This is a genomic window from Rosistilla ulvae (assembly GCF_007741475.1).
Lineage (GTDB): Bacteria > Planctomycetota > Planctomycetia > Pirellulales > Pirellulaceae > Rosistilla > Rosistilla ulvae.
In genome coordinates this window covers 2105720-2126228 of the sequence record NZ_CP036261.1, presented here as the reverse complement: position 1 = coordinate 2126228, position 20509 = coordinate 2105720, and the positions used below count along the sequence as shown (strand labels likewise).

The following is a 20509-nucleotide window of genomic DNA, read 5'->3' as shown; positions in this document are numbered from 1 at the left end:
CCAATCTCGGCACAGAACAAACGATCGTTGCAACCGGCAGCGATCGTTGTCAGATCGGTGGCCTGCGGGTGGCAACGAACCAGTTTGATTTGCCAGCGGCACCATAAGACGTATCCATTGGGAATATGAATGTTCCCTAGATACACGCGCTGTCGCTTCCATGTCCAATTTTCGTCAACTTGCAATCGACCTCCGCCGCGTCGTTTCGACTCCCTGCCGTCAGCTTCAGCTACGTCGCCTGAGCGCCAAGGGCAAAGCACCGATCTCGGTTCTGTTCTATCACCGCGTTGCCGACGAACAGCCCAACGACTGGACGATCCCATGCGATCTGTTTCAAGAGCAGATGGAGTGGATTCGCGAGCGGTTTGACGTGATCGATATGCAAGAGGTCCAGCGACGGATTCGCCAGCAAGACAGCCGGCGTCCCGCGGTCCACATCACGTTCGACGACGGATACGCGGAGAACTGCCGGTTTGCGTTGCCCTATCTGATTCGCAACAAGATGCCCTGCACCTACTTTGTGTCGTATGGCAACTGCGTTACCGGAGATCCATTCCCGCACGACGTCGCCGCGGGCTGCCCTTTGCCCGTCAATTCGCTGGACGAATTGAAAGCTCTTGCCGGAACAAGCGTCGAGATCGGGTACCACACACGGACGCATTGCGATTGCGGTAACTTGATTACCGCCGACGACTTCCGCGACGAAATCACCGATGGCGCCGCCGAGATGCGGGCTGCTTTGGACATGCCGCTGCGATACTTTGCGTTTCCTTACGGCTTGCCCGACAACATTCCGATCGCGGGCATCCAAGCTGCCTATGCCGCCGGATTTCAAGGTTTTTGCAGCGCTTACGGTGCGTACAACCTGCCCGGCCAAGATGCCTTTCACATCCGCCGGATTCACGGCGACGCCGAGATGTCGCGATTCAAAAACTGGCTGTCGTTCGATGCCCGCAAGCTGCATCAGCGTCCCGAGATCCGATACTGGTTGCCGCCGGCAAACAACTGGGAACAAACCCAAGAACTCGTCGGCTAAGCCGTTCCGATAAACGCTCCGACCTCCAACCTTCCGCATTCCGTTGATGGAAACCAAACGATGATCCGTCTGTTTCGCCGCCACCTGCCGCGCAATCGCCGCGGCCCGCTGAAAACTATGTTTGTGATCACCAGCATGCCGGTCGGCGGTGCTGAGACGCTGTTGGTCAACATGATCGATCGCTTCGACCGCAATCGAATCGTTCCCGAGGTCTGTTGTCTCAAAGAACCGGGCCCCTTGGGCGAAGCGATTCGCGACCGTGTCGAGGTGCACAGCCATCTGTTGTCCTCGAAGTTCGACCCGCGGACGCTGCCGCGGTTGATCTCGCTGTTCCGCCGCCAACAGATCGATGCCGTTGTGACGGTTGGTGCGGGGGACAAAATGTTCTGGGGAAGGTTGGCCGCTTGGTTTGCTGGCGTTCCCGTGATCGCTAGCGCGTTGCATTCGACGGGTTGGCCCGATGGTGTCGGACGTTTGAATCGTCTGCTAACGCCGATCACGTCGGCTTTCATCGGCGTCGCCGCATCACATGCCGACTACTTGCGCGAGCAGGAAGGTTTTCCCGACGCCAAGGTATTTGCGATTCGCAATGGCGTCGACGTCCAGCGGTTCGCTCCCGATCCCGACGCAGCGTTGGCGGTTCGGGAAGAGCTGCAAATTCCCAGCGACGCGCCGCTGGGCATCATCGTCGCCGCGCTGCGTCCGGAAAAGAACCACGCGATGTATGTCGACGTCGCCCGCCGCGTGAGCCAACAGATTCCTGGATCGCATTGGTTGATCGTCGGCGACGGGCCCGAGCGTCCGGCGATCGAAGCGGCTTGCAACGAAGCGGGAGTCAGCGCCCGGGTTCATCTGTTGGGAACGCGTCACGACACGCCGCGTCTTCTGGCGGCGAGCAATCTGTTTTTGCTGTGCAGCCACAATGAAGCGAGTCCCGTTTCAATCCTCGAAGCGTTGGCTTGCCAAACGCCGGTGTTGAGCACCGATGTCGGATCGGTCAAGGAATCGGTGCGCCAAGGCGAAACCGGATTCCTTGTACCACCAGGCGATGCCGCCGCCATGGCTCAGCACGCGGTCGAGTTGTTGCAGACGCCTCAACTGGCCGATCGTTTGGGCAAAGCCGGTCGCGAGCTTGTCGTCGGAACCGGTTCCTTGGAAGCGATGGTCGACGGATACGAAAGCCTGATCCAAGAGCAATACGACCGGCAAGTTCATTCGCCGCAAGCCAGTTGGATGCAATGGCAACCGTTGGCCGCCCTGGGCTCGCGACGCGCAAGAGGATAGAATGCGGGGCTGGAACCCGCAGTCCTTCAACGTCCTCACTCGAGGGCTGCCGCGTCGCATCGTCCACTCCCTGGGGAACAACTGAGGACCGTTGTTCATCCAACAATTGTTCGCCTCGATGCAACTCACTAGTCACGCGATCGTTCTGTTGGCCAAGATGTTCAGCGGATTTACCGTCCGCTGGGTCGATTGCCAGCCAGAAACTTGTCAGCGCGTCTATTTTGCGAATCACACGAGCCATCTGGACGCTGCGGTTTTATGGAGCGCTCTGCCGAAGGAGATTCGCGCGCTGACGCGTCCGGTGGCGGCGAAGGACTACTGGGACAGCAGCCGGTTCCGCCGACACATCGCCGAATCGTTTAACGCACTGCTGATCGATCGCAAAGAGATCAAGGTGCATCAGAGCCCGGTGCAGATCATGATCCGCGAGATGGGAGACGTTTATTCGTTGATCGTCTTTCCCGAGGGGAGTCGCAGCATCACCGGCGAGATGGGGAGCTTCAAAAGCGGGCTCTATTATCTAAGCAAGAAGCGTCCCGATTTGGAGCTGGTGCCGGTCTATATCGACAACGTCAACCGGATTCTGCCACGCGGCGAATTCCTGCCTGTGCCGCTGCTCAGTTGCATCACGATCGGCGCCCCGATGTGGCTGGAATCGGGCGAACCCAAAAATGAATTCTTGGCCCGCGCTCGCGACGCCGTCCGCGCGTTAAAAGACAAATAGTCGTATCGTTCGCGAAGCGGGGGAACGTGAAAAACGAGGCGTTTACCGCATTCCACGCTGACTCGGTCGATCGGCGTTACGCCGGATTCTCCGGCAGGTCGAGATCGGGCAGCGGTTTCGCGGGCGGTTGCGGCGGCTCCCAAACCTCTTCGATGTCCTGATGATTGGCGTCGCGTCGCAGCAGCAGGTAGATCCCGACGGAGAAGGCCCAGAATAGATTGAAGGCGATCGCTGTCGGAATGTGCTGAGCGATCGTTTGCACGGCGAGGGGCAAGTGGCTGTCGGCCGCCGCGGTCAGACCAAACGCAGTGCTCGCCAACGCGAGGCCGCTCGAGAAAATACCGCTCAACAGATTTGCGATCACGATCGACAGCAGCCAGACCATGACGACATAGGCTGCGAATCGGAAGGGGCGTTGGATGATGTACTCAAAGCCTCGGCTGGCCGCATCGAAGCCATCGGCGTGCGGTTCGACAACGACCGAACTCCACATCAATGGAAAAGCGAGGAGCGATCCGAACAACAGGATCCCAGCGATAAACAGGATCGGCAGTCCCAGCAGGCCGCCGGCGGTCGCTAGGATCGTACCGACCGCGGGGATTCGGTCGACGAAGCCCAACAACAGAAAATAGGTCAAGCAGATGAGCATAAAGCCCAGCGTCAGAGTCACGCCGGAGAGGAAGCTTGGCGATCGCTTCAGAACCAGTTTCAGCGCGTCGGGAGTCGACATCCGCTCGCGCCCGGCGACGTTCAGCGCCGCAGCCCGCATGACAAAACCGGCTGGGAGAATCCAGACGGCAAACAGCCAGAACTGCTGCAGCAAACGGAGCCCAAAGACCAACGGATCGCGTTGCTCGATCGCCAACTGGCGGATTGGACTGGTCAGGTACATCTGAACTCCGACGACCGAGGGGCCGCGGACCTGGGACAGTTCTGCCGGCAACAGATTCGGGCTGCCCGTCAGCGGCACGCGGACCGGCAGCGCGGCGCAATCGGGGAACGCTTCGTAGTCGCGATGTTCGATCGTTCGTTCCAGCGCAAACGCTCCCCACGACCCTAGGAAGAGGGCAGCCAGTGCAAGGATCAGTGCCACGATCGATGTTGCCGATTGCAGGCACTGCGCCAGCACCAACCAAGGCATCGCATCGCGCCAGTTCCGAAGCCGTTTCAGAAATCCTGGTTCGCTAAATTCATTTGATAAAATATCGGGCATCACATGCTCCAGAGGGAATCGCGACAGGGAATCTACCCGTTTTACCAACGTTTCGCAGCGCCACGGGCCAAGCGAAATTGGATATAATTTTGGACGGACCCCATTTCGCAACTGCCAGGCATGGCCAACTGCGGCGACCTGTGCCATTATTTGCTGTCACAAGAACGCTCCGCATGATGCAGGAAAACAATTGTGGCTTTGATTCGCCCATTCCAAAATAGTGATACGAACCGTCTCGCGGTTGCTTGGCGAGAGCATTGGCAAACGGTCGGCCCGATCGTTTCGACCACCTCGGCGCAGCTGGAACAAGCGATCCTCGACAAGCCTTTTTTCGAATTCGACCACATGTTAGTGATCGAGGAAGAGGGGCAATTAGTCGGTTTTTCGCATCTCCAAACCGACCCCAGCGACGACCCGCCGATTCGCGCCCGGATCGCCAGCTTTTGCGTCGGTCAATGCGCCGACCGCCGCGCGTCGGCTGAGGCTCTGCTGCAAGCTTCGATCGACCTCTCGGCGGAAGCGGGAATTCGAGAGTTTGAAGTTGGCACGGTGTTGGGCGATCTTTCCGGACTTGTCGGGCTGGAACCATATTCGGGAGTGATTGGAATTCCCGACAGCGATCACCTGATGGTCGAATTGCTGACCGCCGACGGATTCGAGCCGCGAACGCCGATGATTGCGATGGAGTTGGACCTGACGTCGTTCCGCGCTCCAGTCGATCGCGAACTGTTGCTGCTGCGGCGGATGGCGACGATCGACGAGCGGCCGCAACAACTGCCGACCGAATGGCGAGCCGCGTGTGCTCATTCGCACTTCGATATCACCGAATTTGTCGTTTCCAACCGGACCGGTCAGGAATTAGCGTCGGCAACCTTTTATCTCTCCGATCGCGACGCATTGGTGATGGATCGCGGCCTGCTGTATCTGGCAAACTTCGACAGCCTGTCGGGGAACCCACTGGATGTCGACCTCGCCGCCGAGGTCCGCTATGCGGTCGCCGGATCGCTACCATCGATGGTGCAACGCCGGTTTCACACCGTGCGAGCGATCATCAACTCGGAAAAACCATCGGCACCGGCGAGAATCGATTTTTTAACACGACTCGGTTTCCACCACGTCGCCACCGGATCTGCGTACCACCGCACGCTGTAGACGGGGGCGTGGGGCCACTTACTGGCGGCTAGTCCGCCGCTCCGACGCGATCCGCCTGTACAGGGTCCAATTTCGGAATACACTTAGCAATTCACGGCATGTTGGATTGGTGTTCATGCCTGTTGGCCGGTCGTTGGCCGATCTTAAATTGTCTCCAGCAGTAGAGCAGCAAGATGCAACGTATTCTCGTCACCGGCGGTGCCGGATTCCTTGGTTCGTTCATGTGTGAACGTTTGGTTGCCGAGGGGCACGACGTCATCTGTTTGGACAATTTCTTCACCAGCCAAAAGACAAACGTCGCGCATCTGCTGGGCAAACCAAACTTCGAACTGATCCGTCACGACATCACACTGCCGATCTTTTTGGAAGTCGATCAGGTTTACAACATGGGCTGTCCCGCCGCCCCGGGGCACTACCAATACAACCCGATCAAAACGATGAAGACCTCCGTGATGGGAGCGATCAACATGTTGGGGTTGGCCAAACGTTGTGGTGCCAGAATTTTGCAAGCGAGCACCAGCGAGGTTTATGGCGATCCGGAAGAGCATCCGCAGACCGAATCGTATCGCGGCAACGTCAACCCAATCGGACCGCGTGCCTGTTACGACGAAGGCAAACGCGCCGCCGAGACGTTGTTCATGGATTACCACCGGATGAACAAGGTCGACGTCCGGATCGTGCGGATCTTCAACACCTACGGGCCGCGTATGCATCCTTACGACGGTCGCGTGGTCTCGAACTTTATCCGTCAGGCGTTGCAGAACGAAGACATCACGATCTTCGGCGACGGCCAACAGACCCGTTCGTTCTGTTTCCGCGACGATCTGGTCGACGCGATCATCCGGATGATGAACAACACCGAGGGCTTTGTCGGGCCGGTGAACATCGGCAACCAAGGCGAATTTACGATCCGCGAACTGGCGGAACTGGTGATCGAATTGACCGGATCAAAATCGAAGCTGATCCAACAACCGCTGCCTGCCGACGATCCGACGCGCCGCAAACCCGATATTACATTGGCCACAAAACATCTAGGCTGGACCCCCACGACGCCGCTTCGCGACGGCTTGGCAAAGACGATCGAATGGTTCCAATCGATCGACCTGAACGACTATCGTCCACCGACGCCAAACTACGTCTAATCGCCACCTTGGGGCACCCTTGCGTCACAGCGGCCCAGCGGGATAATGCGGTGGATGAAACGAGCAGGTTGACTCGTCTTCCTTATTAAACCAATCTGAAACCGAGGATTTCCCGATGCCTCTCGTACCTCTTCGCGTCGTCCTGGATCATGCTGCCGAAAACAATTACGGCGTGGCAGCGTTCAATGTGAACAACATGGAACAGATCCAATCGATCATGGAAGCCGCCAACGAAACCGATTCGCCGGTAATCGTTCAAGCTTCCCGCGGTGCCCGTGCCTACTCGCAAGACGCTTACCTGCGTCACCTGATGTTGGCCGCAACCGAACTCTATCCACACCTGCCAATCGTGATGCACCAAGATCACGGCAACAGCGTTGAGACGTGCATGAGCGCGATCGAAAACGGCTTCACCAGCGTGATGATGGACGGTTCGTTGGAAGAGGACGGCAAGACTCCCGCCTCTTATGACTACAACGTTAAGGTGACCGCCGAAGTCGTCAAACAGGCTCACGCCAAGGGCGTTTCGGTCGAAGGCGAACTCGGATGCCTGGGATCGCTCGAGAGCGGCGAAGGCGAACAAGAAGACGGCCACGGTGCTGTCGGCGAATTGACTCACGATCAATTGCTGACCGACCCTGAAGAAGCTGAACGCTTCGTCGCTGAAACCAACGTCGATGCGTTGGCTGTTGCGATCGGAACCAGCCACGGTGCTTACAAGTTCTCTCGCAAGCCCGATGGTGAAGTGTTGGCGATGAGCCGCATCGAAGAGATCCACCGTCGCCTGCCAAACACCCACTTGGTCATGCACGGCAGCAGCAGCGTTCCGCAAGAACTGCAAGACATCATCAACGCCTTTGGCGGCAAGATGAAGCAGACCTACGGCGTGCCAGTCGAAGAGATCCAACGCGGAATCAAGAGCGGTGTTCGCAAGATCAACGTCGATACCGACAACCGCATGGCGATCACCGGTGCGATCCGCAAGGTATTGCAAGAAGATCCATCGGCGTTTGACCCTCGCGCTTATCTGAAGCCATCGCGCGAAGCGATGAAGCAGGTTTGTGTCGATCGCATGGTTGCCTTCGGTCAAGCTGGCAACGGATCGAAGCTCGGCAAGACCTTGTAAACATCTGCGGCAACGCAGCGGTCTCGGGCGACATGGCCCAGCGAGGATCGTGTTCCCGCCGTTTCGGTGAGCTACCATGGCAGATCACCGAAACGAAGGAACCGATATTCAGAGCACCCACCGAAAGAATAAAAGTGGGCGAGGCTGAGCACTAAGGCTCAGCCCCGCCCGCACGGGGGTGAGAAAGCCGAATACGGATGACCGAAGCACGGTCACCCGCTGAATACTGGAAACCTATCTTCCCCGCGGCCGACGGGACGTGCGAATTCATTTTTTCGCCTCCCCGACGTGGAAATCAGCCCTCTCCGGCCACAGTCTTTAACGGCTGAACGGCTTGTGCCGCGTCGATCGCTTGCTCCCTCAGCCCTCTTCTTGAGCAACGTCCGCTGCCGAGCGAACAGCAAGTTCCCGACGCCGAGGTTGCGTCGCAATGTCGCCATATTCGACGCAATTTCGATCGATGCGATCAGCTCGACGCCGTCTGACGCCCCAATTCGATCGTATCGGCCCCGGATATGGATCAGCCGGGGGTTAGTGGCATCGTCATCCGAACGCGATTCTGATAGAATCTTGGCCTTATTGCCGTTCTCTTTTCGGTCCCAACGCAGGTATTCAATGAGCGACGCCGCCCCGGAATCCGACGCCACCCCAGAACCCGTTCGACGCGAAGCCAATGCGGACTACAACGCTGCCGATCTGACTCACCTGTCGGATCTGGAGCACGTTCGCGAACGGCCCAGTATGTACATTGGCGACACCACGGGGCGCGGCCTGCACCACTTGGTCTACGAAGTCGTCGACAATTCGATCGATGAAGTGATGGCCGGTTTTGCCAAGCTGGTTTTGGTGACGGTTCACACCGACGGTTCGGTCACCGTCGAAGATGACGGCCGCGGAATTCCGGTCGATCGCCACGACCAATTGTCTGAAGAACTCGATCGCGAGGTCAGCACGCTCGAAGGCGTGATGACGGTCCTCAAGTTTGGCGGCAAGTTTAAGGAAGGGGCCTACCAAACTTCCGGCGGTCTACACGGCGTCGGCGTAACGGTCGTGAACTTTCTTTCGCAATGGTGCGAGGTGGAAGTCCATCGCGAAGGAATGACGTGGACCCAGAACTACGAACGGGGCGTGCCACAAGGTCCAATCCAGAAGGGACACGAGACCAAGAAAAACGGCACCAAGACAACGTTTAAGCCCGATTCGCACATCTTCCAGACCACCAAGTTCAACTTCGACACGCTGAACAAGCGTCTGCAAGAACTGGCGTTTTTGAACAGCGGCGTGCGGATCAAGTTCTTCGACGAACGCAACGGCGAAGAATCCGACTTCTGCTACGAACGCGGTATCGTCGAATTCGTCGAACATCTCAATCGCGCCAGCGACGTGTTGCACCCGGAAGTTGTTTCGTTCACCGGCCATCGCGACGATGTCGAATACGAAATCGCCCTGCAGTACTCGACCGAGTTCACCGAAAACGTGCAATCTTATGTGAACAACATTCACACGATCGAAGGGGGTACGCACGTCTCGGGCTTCCGCAGCGCGCTGACTCGCACGCTGAATAACTACGGTAAGAAGGAAGGGCTGTTCAAAGCCATCACGCCGACCGGCGACGATTTCCGCGAAGGATTGACCGCCGTGATCAGTGCGCGGGTCTTGCATCCGCAGTTCGAAGGTCAAACGAAAACGAAGCTTGGAAACAGCGAAGTCGAAGGGATCATCACCAACGGGATTGGTGAAAATCTGACCAAGTACCTCGAGGAGAATCCGAAGGTCGCCAAGACGATCGTCCGCAAGGGACTGTTGGCCGCCGAAGCCCGCGAAGCGGCTCGTAAAGCCAAGGACCTGCTGCGAAAGCGCAAGGACGCTCTGGGCGGCGGTGGCTTGCCCGGCAAGCTCCGCGACTGCATCAGCAAGAACATGGAAGAATGCGAGATCTACCTGGTGGAAGGTGATTCGGCCGGTGGATCGGCCGAAGGTGGACGGATGCGTGACTTCCAAGCGATCCTGCCGCTTCGCGGTAAGATCATCAATGCCTACAAGAGTCGCGAAGACAAGGTGTTGGCGAACGAAGAAGTTCAGAGCATGATCCAGGCCTTTGGCACCGGTATCGGCGCCGATCAAGATCTGACCAAACGCCGCTACAACAAGATCGTCATCATGACCGATGCCGACGTGGATGGATCCCACATCCGCACCTTGTTGTTGTGTTTCTTCTATCGCCAGATGTACCAATTGGTTGCCAGCGGACACGTCTATTTGGCTCAGCCGCCGCTGTTCCGCGTCGTCAAAGGGAAGCACCGCGAGTACGTGCAGACCGATGAAGAGATGAAGCGTCAGTTGTTGGAACGCGGTCTCGCCGACGGAGTCCTGGAAACCGAAGACGGACGTCGCGTCGAAGGTGGCGAGATGCGGACGCTTTGCGAAACCCTCGCCGAATGCGAAGAAGCGATCGTGGCGTTGGAGCGACGCGGTATCAGCTTGCGAGCTCACAGTCTGCGGCTCGATCCCAACAGCGGCCGTCTGCCACCGTTGCACCTGTTTGTTGGTCCAGAGGAACATTGGTTCCAGGACCAAGCTGAACTGAGCGCGTTCATGGAACAGCGGAACGTCACCTTGGAACAGCCCGAGGAAACCGAAGAGGCTCCAGCCGAAGGTGCCGAGGCGGATGCTGCCAAGAAGCCGACGTTGGGCCACTTGGTCGAATTGCACGAAGTCCGCACGATCAACTCCGCACTCAAAGAGATCGCCCCGCTGAACTTCGGCATCGAAGACCTGATTCCTCAGGAACGAACCGGAGCGACCGAACCGCGATTTAAACTGATCCGCGAGGAGAACGTTCGCGGCTTGGAAGACCTTCGCACGCTGTTGGCCGAAGTTCGCGCCGCGGGTGAAAAGGGTCTGACGCTGACTCGCTTTAAAGGTCTGGGCGAAATGAACGCCGAAGAGCTTCGCGAAACGACGCTCGATCCGGCAAACCGAACCCTGATCAAGGTCAACCTAACCGATGCGGGAGCGGCCGACGAAATGTTCCGCCTGCTGATGGGCGACAAGGTTGAACCGCGTCGCGAATTCATCGAAAAGCACGCCCTCGACGTCCGAAATCTGGACGTCTAAATCCTCGCCGCTGCCGCGGTGGGAACCAATCGATGCCTGCGCCGATCCTTGTCGGTGCAGGCGTTTTCATTTTTTGGTGCTCCTGCCGAATTGGTAGCGGTCCGCTCGGATCGCTCCTCACTCCATACGCCGCTCGCCATTTCGCGAGCCGGGCGTTTTCGTAGAATGACGATCGCAAGTTCACTCGATTTCACCACGTACAACGGATTTTCAAACTGATGAGCGTTGAGATGCTTCCTAATCGTGACCAAGTTGCAACCGAAGACACCTGGGATTTGCAGCGGTTATACGCCGATGATGCGAGCTGGGAAGCCGATTTCAAACGGTTCGACGACCGGATGCCCGAATACGAATCCCATCGCGGACGGTTGGGAGAATCCGCTGCGGTTTTGGCCGAGGTGCTTCGTTTCGATAGCGAGATGGATCGACTGGCCGAACGCTTGGGCACCTACGCCTTTTTGAAGACGACCGAAGATCAAACCAACGGCCAGTACCAAGCGATGCAGGCTCGCTTCCAGAACTTGGCAGTCCGCGCGAGTCAAGCGTCCAGTTGGATGCGCCCTGAATTGCTGGCGATTCCCGACGACCGAATTCAAGAGTTCATCGCGTCAGAGGAACTTGCGCCGTTCCGTCGCCAACTGGAACAAACGCTCCGCTACAAACCGCACACGTTGTCCGATGGCGAAGAGCGATTGTTGGCGATGCAAGGCGAAATGGCCGGCGCCGCAGGGAATGCTTTCCGCCAATTGCACGACGCCGATCTGAAGTTTGGCACGATCAAGGATCACACCGGCCGCGAGCTAGAACTCTCCAACGCCACGTTCGGGCAATTGATGGTCAGTCCCGACCGCGCCGTTCGCAAGCAAGCTTTTGAACAATATTACGAGCAGTTCGAAGGACACAAGCACGCCCTCGCCGCGACGCTGGTCGGCAGCATCCACCGCGACGTCTATTACGCTCGGGCACGGAATTACGAAAGCGCTTTGTCCAGTTCGCTCTTCCCCGACAACGTCCCGCAAACGGTCTACGACAATCTGATCACCGCCGTTCGCGAATCGCTCCCAAGCGTCCATCGCTACTTCGACGTCCGCCGTCGCAAGATGGGGCTCGACGACATTCATCAATACGACACCTACGTTCCGGTTCTCGATTCGATCAAGAAGCATCACACTTGGGACCAAGCCGTTGAGGTGGTGCTCGAGTCGCTGAAGCCGCTGGGCGAAGAATATTGCACGACCTTGGGCAAGGGACTGCGCGGCCGATGGAGCGATCGTTATCCCAACCGCGGCAAGCAGAGCGGCGCGTTCAGCTGCGGCAGCTACGATGGCGATCCCTACATCATGATGAACTACAAAGAGGAGGTCCTGAACGACGTCTTCACACTGACTCATGAAGCCGGGCACTCGATGCACAGCTGGTATTCGTCGAAGCATCAGCCGTACGAGTATTACAACTACACGATTTTCGTCGCCGAAGTTGCCAGCACGTTCAACGAACAATTGTTGACCGAACATCTTTTGTCGGTCGCCGACAGCGATCAAGAGCGTGCTTATTTGATCAACCAAGAGATCGACAGCATCCGCGCCACGATCGTGCGGCAGACGATGTTTGCCGAGTTCGAAAAGAAGACCCACGAGATGGCCGAAGCGGGCGAACCGTTGACGGTGCAAACGTTCAAGGAGGTCTATCGCGGGCTGTTGAACGACTATTTTGGTCCCGACTTTGCGATCGATGAACAACTGGAACTCGAGTGCTTCCGGATCCCTCACTTCTACCGCGCGTTCTACGTCTACAAATACGCGACCGGATTGAGCGCCGCGATCGCGTTGTCGCAGCGTGTGCTGAAGGGCGGGGCGAGTGAGCTGAATGACTACTTGAGCTTCCTCAAGGGAGGCTGCAGCCAAGATCCGCTGGATCTGCTGAAGTCCGCCGGCGTCGACATGACCCAACCGACTCCAGTCGCCACCGCGCTGCAGCGGTTCAATTCGCTAGTCGATCAACTCGACGAACTGCTCTAAGCAACCGGCGCCCGCGCTGGAGTCAAGGCTTCAGCCGACCAAGCTTCTCGTTTAACCGCGTGCCCATCGGGCCGCGAGTTCGCCCGCTGCAATAACTCGCGGGGCGTCGCCGCCGCGGTTAAACGACGCTGCCGCCTTCCCCCTTCGTTTAACCGCGTGCCCATCGGGCCGCGCGTCAGTCCTCTGCAATACCGTACAACGAAGGAGCCTCGGACCTTCGATAGAATTAGCGGCGGGAGGTAGTGGACGAGGTTACGAGAGTCCCAGCGATTTGGTCGGATGCAAAAGGACTCGTAACCTCCTGTTGATTACCCACAAGTCGCCGCAAAAATAGCTCGTTTTGGCACGGTATTTGCGCTTGTAGTATTTCATTTTGCACAATGAAATCTCAAGGTGAAAGCATGCAACCGACCAGTATCGCATACGAATTTCAAGATATTCAACTTGGAGACAAACGTCTCAACGATCGAGCCGAAGCGTTGCTCGCCTCGCTGGCGGCCAACCCTTCGGCCAGTATCAACGAAGCTTGCAGTGGCTGGGACGAAACCAAAGCCGCCTACCGTCTATTCGATAACCCCAACGTCGATCCCGAAGCCATTCTCGGGGCTCACGCTGAAAAGACACTCCAACGAATCAAAGCCCAAGACACCGTTTGCATCGCACAAGATACCACCGAACTGGACTACACCGCGCATCCGCCCGGAGGCGTCCGCAATCTCGATCGCTTAGGCCGCCGTGGACTTTACGATCATTCCCACATCGCCTTCACGCCGGAGAAACTTTGTCTCGGGGTGGTCGGTGTTAAGTTCTACGATCGCGACAAAGAAGCGCTCGGCACCAGCAAGAAGCGAGAAGGCCAACCCCTACACACCGGCGAAGGGCAACGATGGCTCGATGGTTACCGCAAGGCCTGCGAGATCGCCGGAAAATGTCCTGAAACTCAGATCGTTTCGCTGGCCGATCGCGAAGGAGACATCTACGACATTTTCGTCGAAGCCGATCAGCATGAAACACCGGCTCAGTTCGTCATTCGCTCGCAGCGAAAACGCTCGTTGCCGGAGAAAGACCCCGATGGCGGGCCTGCGGCTTATAAGAAAATGCGTGCCGAAATCGCATCCGCCCAGCCGGTCGCTTACCGCGAAGTCCAGCTTCCCCAAACGCCCGAGCGAACCAAAGGATCAGGAAACAAACAACACCCCGGCCGTGAAGCACGCACTGCGAAGTTAGAAATTCGAGCGAAGCGGATGACTCTTCGTGCGCCACACAACAAGCAGTCTTCGATGCCGCCGGTCGAGATCAGTGTCGTTTGGGTGAGCGAGATCGATGGCCCAGGCGACGGAACCGAAGTCGACTGGCTGTTACTGAGTTCTCTGCCGGTCGACACGATTTCCCAGACGCTGCGGATTGTGGATTTGTATGTGGCTCGTTGGCCAATCGAAGTATTCTTTCGAGTTTTCAAAACTGGCTGCCGGGTCGAAGAGATTCAACTCGAAGCGAGAGACCGACTGATCCGCGCGTTGATGTTTTACAAAGTGATCGCATGGCGGATCATGTTTGTGACCTTCTTAGGCCGCGAGTGTCCAGAGCTTCCCTGTGATGTCGTCTTCAGCGAAGCGGAATGGAAGTCGGTCTGGAAAGTGGTGAAAAAGACGGCTCCCCCAAAGCAAGCTCCTGAGCTGTCACAATTCATCCCGGTCCTTGCGACCCTTGGCGGCTACAATCACCGCGAAGGCGACGGTCCGCCGGGAGCCGAAGTGATCTGGCGAGGCACGCGGCGAATGCTCGACTTCGCCCTCTGCTGGCAAGCCTTCGGACCAGACCAATGACTTGTGGGTAATCGACAGCTCGTAACCTCATCCACTACGCTTCGTTGAATGGTATTGCGGTGCAGCGACTCATCAAACCAACTCGCCTCGCAAAACGGTTACCGCTGCGCCGGACAACAGGATCCGATCGCCAGGGATCTGCGTTTTTACGATGCCGCCGCGCGACGAGGCTTGGTAGCCGGTCATCTCCGTCTTTCCAAGCTGTGGCCCCCAATAGGGCGCGAGACAACAGTGGGCCGATCCGGTGACGGGATCTTCGTCGATGCCGGCTGCGGGACCAAAGAAACGCGAGACAAAATCGAACTCCGGCGATTCGCTACCGCAGGTCACGATGACACCTCGCGTGGGGATTTTTGCCAAACGCGCGAAATCGGGTTGCAGCGAACGCAGCTGCGCTTCGGATTCGATCACAACCAAGGTGTCGAACTTCGTCTCGCCGACGAATATCGGATCGACAGGTAACGCGTCGATTAAACCGGCGGGCGGATCACATGGCTTAGCCGGGGTGGCTGGGAAATCGAGCTGGATCAACGCGCCGCGACGCTTTGCCGTCAGCTGTCCGCTGCGCGTTTGAAAACGAAGCGTTTCGTTTGGCGAGATTCCCGCTTCGGTCCAGAGTGCGTGTGCGGCGGCTAACGTGGCGTGGCCACACAAATCGACTTCGACCTGGGGAGTGAACCAACGCAGTTCGTAGCCGACGTCGATCGGTCTCACAAACGCAGTTTCCGACAGATTCATCTCCGCCGCAACCGCTTGCATCCAATCGACCTCCCGCGGCTGTTCCAACAAGCAGACGGCAGCGGGGTTTCCGGCAAAAGGCCGATCGGTAAACGCATCGATTTGAACTATCCGAATCGACATACCAGCGGGTTCCTAAATTTGAGTTGCCTGTTTGTGAAGCGAATGCGAACCTCATCGAGGCTGAGGCTGTCGATCGTTGGCGAGATCGAACAATTGTCCAGCGATGGCAGTCCCCACCGACTTGTTGCCGGTGTAGACCGATCGGCGAGGGGCGAGGTTCGCGGACCATCGAATTTGCGAGGGGGATGTTGGCGCCCAGACGTGTCGATCGATTGCTCAAGAGATAAGATGATAACGATGTAAGTCTGCGGCGACTTGCAAAATCGAAGCGGACGTTGGTTGTCGTGACCGGTCAACGATGACACGGCCTCGCCAACGTACAGCGAACCATTGACGAAGGAATGACAAATGATTGTTGGAGTGCCTGCGGAAACCAAGTCGGATGAATATCGCGTCTCGATGCTGCCGGTCGGCGTCGAAGAACTCACTCGCCGCGGACACACCGTGGTCGTGCAAGCTGGCGCCGGCTTGGGGTCGGGACTGTTCGACCACGACTACCTGAAGGCGGGAGCGGAACTTGTTGCTACGGCCAAAGATGTCTTCGATCGGGCTGACTTGATCATCAAAGTCAAAGAGCCGCTGGAACCCGAGTGGCCTCTGATTCGCGAAGGCCAAACTCTGTTCACCTACTTTCACTTTGCGGCCAGCCGAGCGTTGACCGACGCGATGCTCAACGCCGGTGCGAACTGCCTCGCGTACGAAACGCTTCGCGACCAGAACGGCCGACTCTCCCTGCTGACACCGATGAGCGAGGTGGCGGGTCGAATGAGCGTTCAGGAGGGAGCGAAGTATTTGGAGAAGCCACAGATGGGGCGAGGCATTTTGTTGGGGGGCGTTCCCGGAGTTGCTCCGGCGCACATCACCGTCTTGGGCGGCGGAATCGTTGGAGCTAATGCGGCACGGATCGCGGCTGGTTTCCAAGCCGACGTGGCGATCTTGGATGTCAACTTGGAGCGCTTGCGATATCTCGACGACGTGATGCCAGCCAATGTGAACGTGTTGTTCAGCGATCGGCATACGATTCATGAGCAGCTGAAAAGAGCCGATCTGGTGATCGGAGCGGTATTGATTCCCGGCGCGAAAGCGCCTCACTTGGTTCACGCCGAAGACCTGCGGATTATGAAACCGGGCAGCGTGATCATCGACGTCGCCGTCGATCAGGGCGGCTGCGTGGAAACCAGTCGACCAACGACGCATAAAGAACCGACGTTTATCGTCGACGAAGTCGTCCACTACTGTGTCTCCAACATGCCGGGAGCCGTCGGGCGAACGAGCACCTTCGCGTTGTGCAATGCAACGCTGCCATGGGTTCTCGCGTTGGCTGATAAGGGGACCGAGGCGGCGGTTCGTGAAATCGAACCGATCCGCCATGCCGCAAACATCCTCGGCGGGGCGGTCACGAACCTAGCCGTCGCTGACACGTTTGATCTGGCTTATACGAATCTTCACGGCTGATCGAAACTGCCCGGTTCGCGGCTATCCAAAGCTGGGAAACTCCCCTCCCAGTGCGCTCAGGTAAAGCGAAGTGCCATGCGGTTCGGCGGGTACCTGTTTCGTTTCATCGATCACTTTCTGCAGCACGTCGCGACGGCTGATCTGGCCGACCAGGCGTCCATTCTCCAAGACCGGCAACCGCCGGTAGGGCGTGCTCAGAAACAGCCCCAAGATCGACAACAAGTCCAGGTCCGGGCCGATCGTATTGGCTGTCGTGTCAGCGAACGCGAGAACGTTGTAATCGACATCGCGCGCCCGATTGGGATGGGGATGGTCCGACAAGTGACCGATCCAACGATTGATCTTTGGATGTTTGATCACATCGCGGCGCGACACTTGACCGACGACATGCCCTCCACGCAGCACCGGCAGACGTCGGAAATCGGTCTTCACAAATGTCTCGACGATCTTTGACAACGGCGTCGTTTCCTCGACGATCCGACCGCGGTCGCGATTGACAAACGGACCGATCTGCGTCGAAGGCAAGTTTTCGAAGACCGACTGAATCAGCACGCTAACGCTCGTCTTTTCCGAGAAGATCCCGATAAACTGTTCGTTGCGGTTTAAGACGGGAGCTCCCGAGACGCGGTGCGATAACAATTGTTCGATGCCATCGAAGACGTCATCCTCTTCGTGCAGCAACAGCAAACGAGTCGCCATGGCATCGCTGGCGAGCAACGGCGGCGTTCCCACGGTATCGCGCAGCGCAGGACAGTCTTGAACGATTCGCAGACAACACTTCTCCGAGAACATACCTAAATAGGTTCCGTCGGCTTCAACGATGGGAAGTCCCGACACAGCACGGCGAACCAACATCGCGACGGCATTGGAAAAGTGAACCGCGGGGCCAACCGTGGTCAGCCGAGTTTGCATCACATCTGCGGCACAAGTCGTTTTGGGCACGAGAAACATAGCGTCAAACTCCTCTGCGAAGAAAAGAAACCCCAACCACGAACGTAGCGAAGTTGCAGAGGCCCGGTCAAACAAAAAAGAGCGTGTTTGACGAGGTTTGCTTGTGATATAAATCGCAAGAAGGCAGGACCAAACGCTGGAGTCGAGGCTTCAGCCGATCGATCCTTGTTGTACCGGGCACTCGGACGAATCATTGCGGCAGTCGGCTGAAGCCTCGACTCCAGCACGTGGGGCGTTGCCGGCGCGGCTAAAGGATAGCGCCAGCACGCTGCTTCGTTTAACCGCGTGCCCAACGGGCCGCGCGTTGGAACGGCGATGGACGCGCGGGGCGTTGCCGGCGCGGTTAAACGATTTTGGATTGGCTTATCCGTGCCAGACGACTTCGGGGCTGGGGAATCCGAGCTGTTTGTCGACGGTGTTGTAGATCGACTCGCCGGCTTGGAAGCGGCGTAGGTTTTCGCAAACCATCACGGTAGTGTCGTCGACGCGCCAGCGGCTTTGAGCGCCGACGTGTGGTGTGATGATCACATTCTCGCGATCCCATAGCGGACTCTCGTCGGGCAGCGGTTCGACTTCGGTCACGTCGACGCCCGCACCGCGCAAGTGACCACTGTCCAAGGCATCGACCAGAGCGGATTCGACGACAACTTGGCCGCGAGCGACGTTGATGAAGTAGCTGCCCGGACGCATTTTGGCGAACCGATCGGCGTCGAACATCCCGCGGGTCTGCGCGTTTAATGGCAGCGCCAGGATCGCGATGTCGACTTCGGCCAGCATCTCGTCGACCGCATCGGCTGGTAACAAGCGTTCGACTTCCGCAGGCGGATCAAACGAAAAATAGTCGGTCGCCACGATCGAGACATCAAACGGTTTCAGGACCTTCGCGATTCGGCGACCGTTTCCGCCGAGGCCGACAATTCCGACCTTTTTCTGACGAAGATCGTCGGTCGGCAGACGAATGAATTCGTGACGCGAATTGGCTCGGTTGAAACGGCCTTGGCTGCGGATCAAATCCAACAGTAATGTCATCGTCTGTTCGGCAACTTGGGGCGCGAACAAGCCGCTGGCGCTGCTGACCACGATATCCGAATCGATCACTCCCGGGACCAAGCAATGATCCAGCCCCGCCGCCGACGACTGAATCCAACGCAATCGATTCGCCTTCAGCACGCGATCCCAATCGACAGGGACTTTCGCGTGTCCGATGAAGATGTCGGCGGTCGGCAGCAGTTCATCGATCCGTTCCTGCCCGGCGTCGACGACTTCGAAATCGGGAGCAGCGGCTTGAATCTGTGCGATATGATGCGGTTCGACGGGGTAACACAATACGATGCGCACGAGAGACGTTCCTGTTTTCCGAGAGCTTTTAGATGACCTGAGCCAGGCCGGCTGTCCGACCGCTTGACGCGTTGTAAACTGCGGACAGATCATACCATCGCGACGAAAATGTGACGATATCCTGCGTTGCGACTTTCGCTTTCCCCGTTTCCCTCAGTGCAAGGAGCCCACCAATGAGCAACCTGAACGTTAGCTGCCCGCAATGTGGCAAACAATACACCGCACCAGCGAACCTCGCCGGCCGCACCATCCGATGCAAAGCCTGCGGCGGGTCGTTTGCGATTCCCGAAGATGAAGATTTGATAAGCGCCGAGATCATCGACGTCCCGTTTGAAACTCAACCGCCCGCGACAGGATCGCTCTCGGTTCCGCCGCTGCCATCGCAACAAGGTGGCAGCGCGTCGGGGATGCCTAACGGGGCGCACACGTCGACTTCGTATGCGGGAACCAGCAGCCCGGTCTACGCCGACGAGATCGACTACGAAATCTTTGGCACCGAATCGCAGTACGTCGAGATCACACTCGATCCTGGGGAGACGGTGATCGCGGAAGCCGGCGCGATGATGTACATGGATCAGGGGATCGAAATGCAAACCGTCTTTGGCGATCCGTCACAATCGGGCGGCGGTTTCTGGGCGAAAGCGATGAGCGCCGGGAAGCGGGCGTTGACGGGCGAATCGCTGTTCATGACGACCTTCACTCACCAGGGTGCTGGCCGTGCGAAGGTCGCGTTCGGTTCGCCTTATCCCGGCCGGATGCTACCGCTGCATTTGGATGAATTGGGAGGTGAGATCATCTTGCAAAAAGATGCGTTCCTGTGCGGAGCCAAGGGGATCAAAGTCGACATCGCGTTTCAGAAGAAGATTGGCGTCGGGCTGTTCGGCGGCGAGGGCTTCATCATGCAACGCTTGCGTGGCGACGGGATCGCGATTGCTCACGCCGGCGGCACGATGCTCCACCGCGTCCTGAAGCCCAACGAACAATTGCGGATGGATACCGGTTGCCTGATGGGAATTGGCCCCAGCGTTCGCTACGACGTCCAGATGGTTGGCGGCATCAAGAACACGATCTTCGGTGGTGAGGGGCTGTTCCTGGCGACGTTAACCGGTCCCGGGCCGGTCTGGATGCAGTCGTTGCCCTTCTCGCGATTGGCGGGGCGCGTGATCGCGTGCGCTCCCGGCGTTGGCAGCACCAACAAGGGCGAAGGCTCTTTACTGGGCGGACTGGGGGACATGTTCATGGGCGACAACAACTGAGTCTCTTACG

Annotated in this window: 15 protein-coding genes; 11 read left to right on the top strand and 4 right to left on the bottom strand. The window is 57.9% G+C overall.

The features are described from left to right. Positions 1-160: 160 nt before the first annotated feature. The 3 genes from EC9_RS07730 to EC9_RS07720 all read left to right on the top strand — a co-directional run bounded on the left by EC9_RS07730 (position 161) and on the right by EC9_RS07720 (position 3044). On the top strand, positions 161-1036 hold the full coding sequence (locus tag EC9_RS07730) for a polysaccharide deacetylase family protein (protein ID WP_145343795.1): 876 nt from the start codon (positions 161-163) through the stop codon (positions 1034-1036). 60 nt (positions 1037-1096) lie between these two features. Then, on the top strand, positions 1097-2320 hold the full coding sequence (locus EC9_RS07725) for a glycosyltransferase (RefSeq protein WP_315852319.1): 1224 nt from the start codon (positions 1097-1099) through the stop codon (positions 2318-2320). 118 nt (positions 2321-2438) lie between these two features. Further along, positions 2439-3044 carry a lysophospholipid acyltransferase family protein gene (locus EC9_RS07720; RefSeq protein ID WP_145121292.1) on the top strand — a complete coding sequence of 202 codons (606 nt, stop codon included), beginning with the start codon at positions 2439-2441 and terminating at the stop codon, positions 3042-3044. Between the two features lie 76 nt (positions 3045-3120). Here EC9_RS07720 and EC9_RS07715 read toward each other — a convergent pair whose 3' ends face one another. Then, on the bottom strand, positions 3121-4257 hold the full coding sequence (locus EC9_RS07715) for a hypothetical protein (protein ID WP_145343793.1): 1137 nt from the start codon (positions 4255-4257) through the stop codon (positions 3121-3123). A 192-nt stretch (positions 4258-4449) separates the two neighbouring features. Here EC9_RS07715 and EC9_RS07710 point away from each other — a divergent pair, with 192 nt between their 5' ends. From EC9_RS07710 to EC9_RS07685, 6 genes are all read left to right on the top strand, one after another. Further along, entirely contained in the window at positions 4450-5409 is a 960-nt protein-coding gene (locus EC9_RS07710; protein ID WP_145343791.1) for a GNAT family N-acetyltransferase, read from the top strand. 173 nt (positions 5410-5582) lie between these two features. After that, a complete protein-coding gene (locus tag EC9_RS07705) occupies positions 5583-6551 on the top strand; it encodes a UDP-glucuronic acid decarboxylase family protein (RefSeq protein WP_145289958.1) in 969 nt (322 codons plus the stop codon). 115 nt (positions 6552-6666) lie between these two features. After that, positions 6667-7677: a class II fructose-bisphosphate aldolase gene (fba, locus tag EC9_RS07700; RefSeq protein ID WP_145121284.1), complete on the top strand. Its 1011-nt coding sequence runs from the start codon at positions 6667-6669 to the stop codon at positions 7675-7677. Positions 7678-8292: 615 nt separating this feature from the next. Then, entirely contained in the window at positions 8293-10794 is a 2502-nt protein-coding gene (locus EC9_RS07695) for a DNA gyrase subunit B (RefSeq protein ID WP_145343788.1), read from the top strand. 230 nt (positions 10795-11024) lie between these two features. Next, the gene (pepF, locus tag EC9_RS07690; protein ID WP_246106006.1) at positions 11025-12812 is read left to right on the top strand and encodes an oligoendopeptidase F; all 1788 of its coding nucleotides are present in this window, start codon (positions 11025-11027) and stop codon (positions 12810-12812) included. Positions 12813-13192: 380 nt separating this feature from the next. Beyond that, complete coding sequence (locus tag EC9_RS07685) at positions 13193-14638, top strand: IS4 family transposase (RefSeq protein WP_145342938.1); 1446 nt, start codon at positions 13193-13195, stop codon at positions 14636-14638. A gap of 72 nt (positions 14639-14710) precedes the next feature. Here the strand turns inward: EC9_RS07685 and EC9_RS07680 are convergent, their stop codons facing one another. Continuing rightward, entirely contained in the window at positions 14711-15499 is a 789-nt protein-coding gene (locus EC9_RS07680) for a PhzF family phenazine biosynthesis protein (RefSeq protein WP_145343784.1), read from the bottom strand. Between the two features lie 348 nt (positions 15500-15847). On the opposite strand from EC9_RS07680, the gene ald reads away from it, so the two are divergent. Then, positions 15848-16954 (top strand): alanine dehydrogenase, encoded by a 1107-nt coding sequence (gene ald, locus EC9_RS07675; RefSeq protein ID WP_145343782.1) that lies wholly within the window; start codon positions 15848-15850, stop codon positions 16952-16954. A 21-nt stretch (positions 16955-16975) separates the two neighbouring features. On the opposite strand, the gene EC9_RS07670 is transcribed toward ald, so the two are convergent. Next, positions 16976-17905 carry a CBS domain-containing protein gene (locus EC9_RS07670; protein ID WP_145343780.1) on the bottom strand — a complete coding sequence of 310 codons (930 nt, stop codon included), beginning with the start codon at positions 17903-17905 and terminating at the stop codon, positions 16976-16978. Between the two features lie 363 nt (positions 17906-18268). Further along, entirely contained in the window at positions 18269-19243 is a 975-nt protein-coding gene (locus EC9_RS07665) for a D-2-hydroxyacid dehydrogenase (RefSeq protein ID WP_246106005.1), read from the bottom strand. A gap of 173 nt (positions 19244-19416) precedes the next feature. Between EC9_RS07665 and EC9_RS07660 the strand changes: the two genes are divergently transcribed. Continuing rightward, positions 19417-20499: a TIGR00266 family protein gene (locus EC9_RS07660; protein ID WP_218934663.1), complete on the top strand. Its 1083-nt coding sequence runs from the start codon at positions 19417-19419 to the stop codon at positions 20497-20499. Positions 20500-20509: the final 10 nt, after the last annotated feature.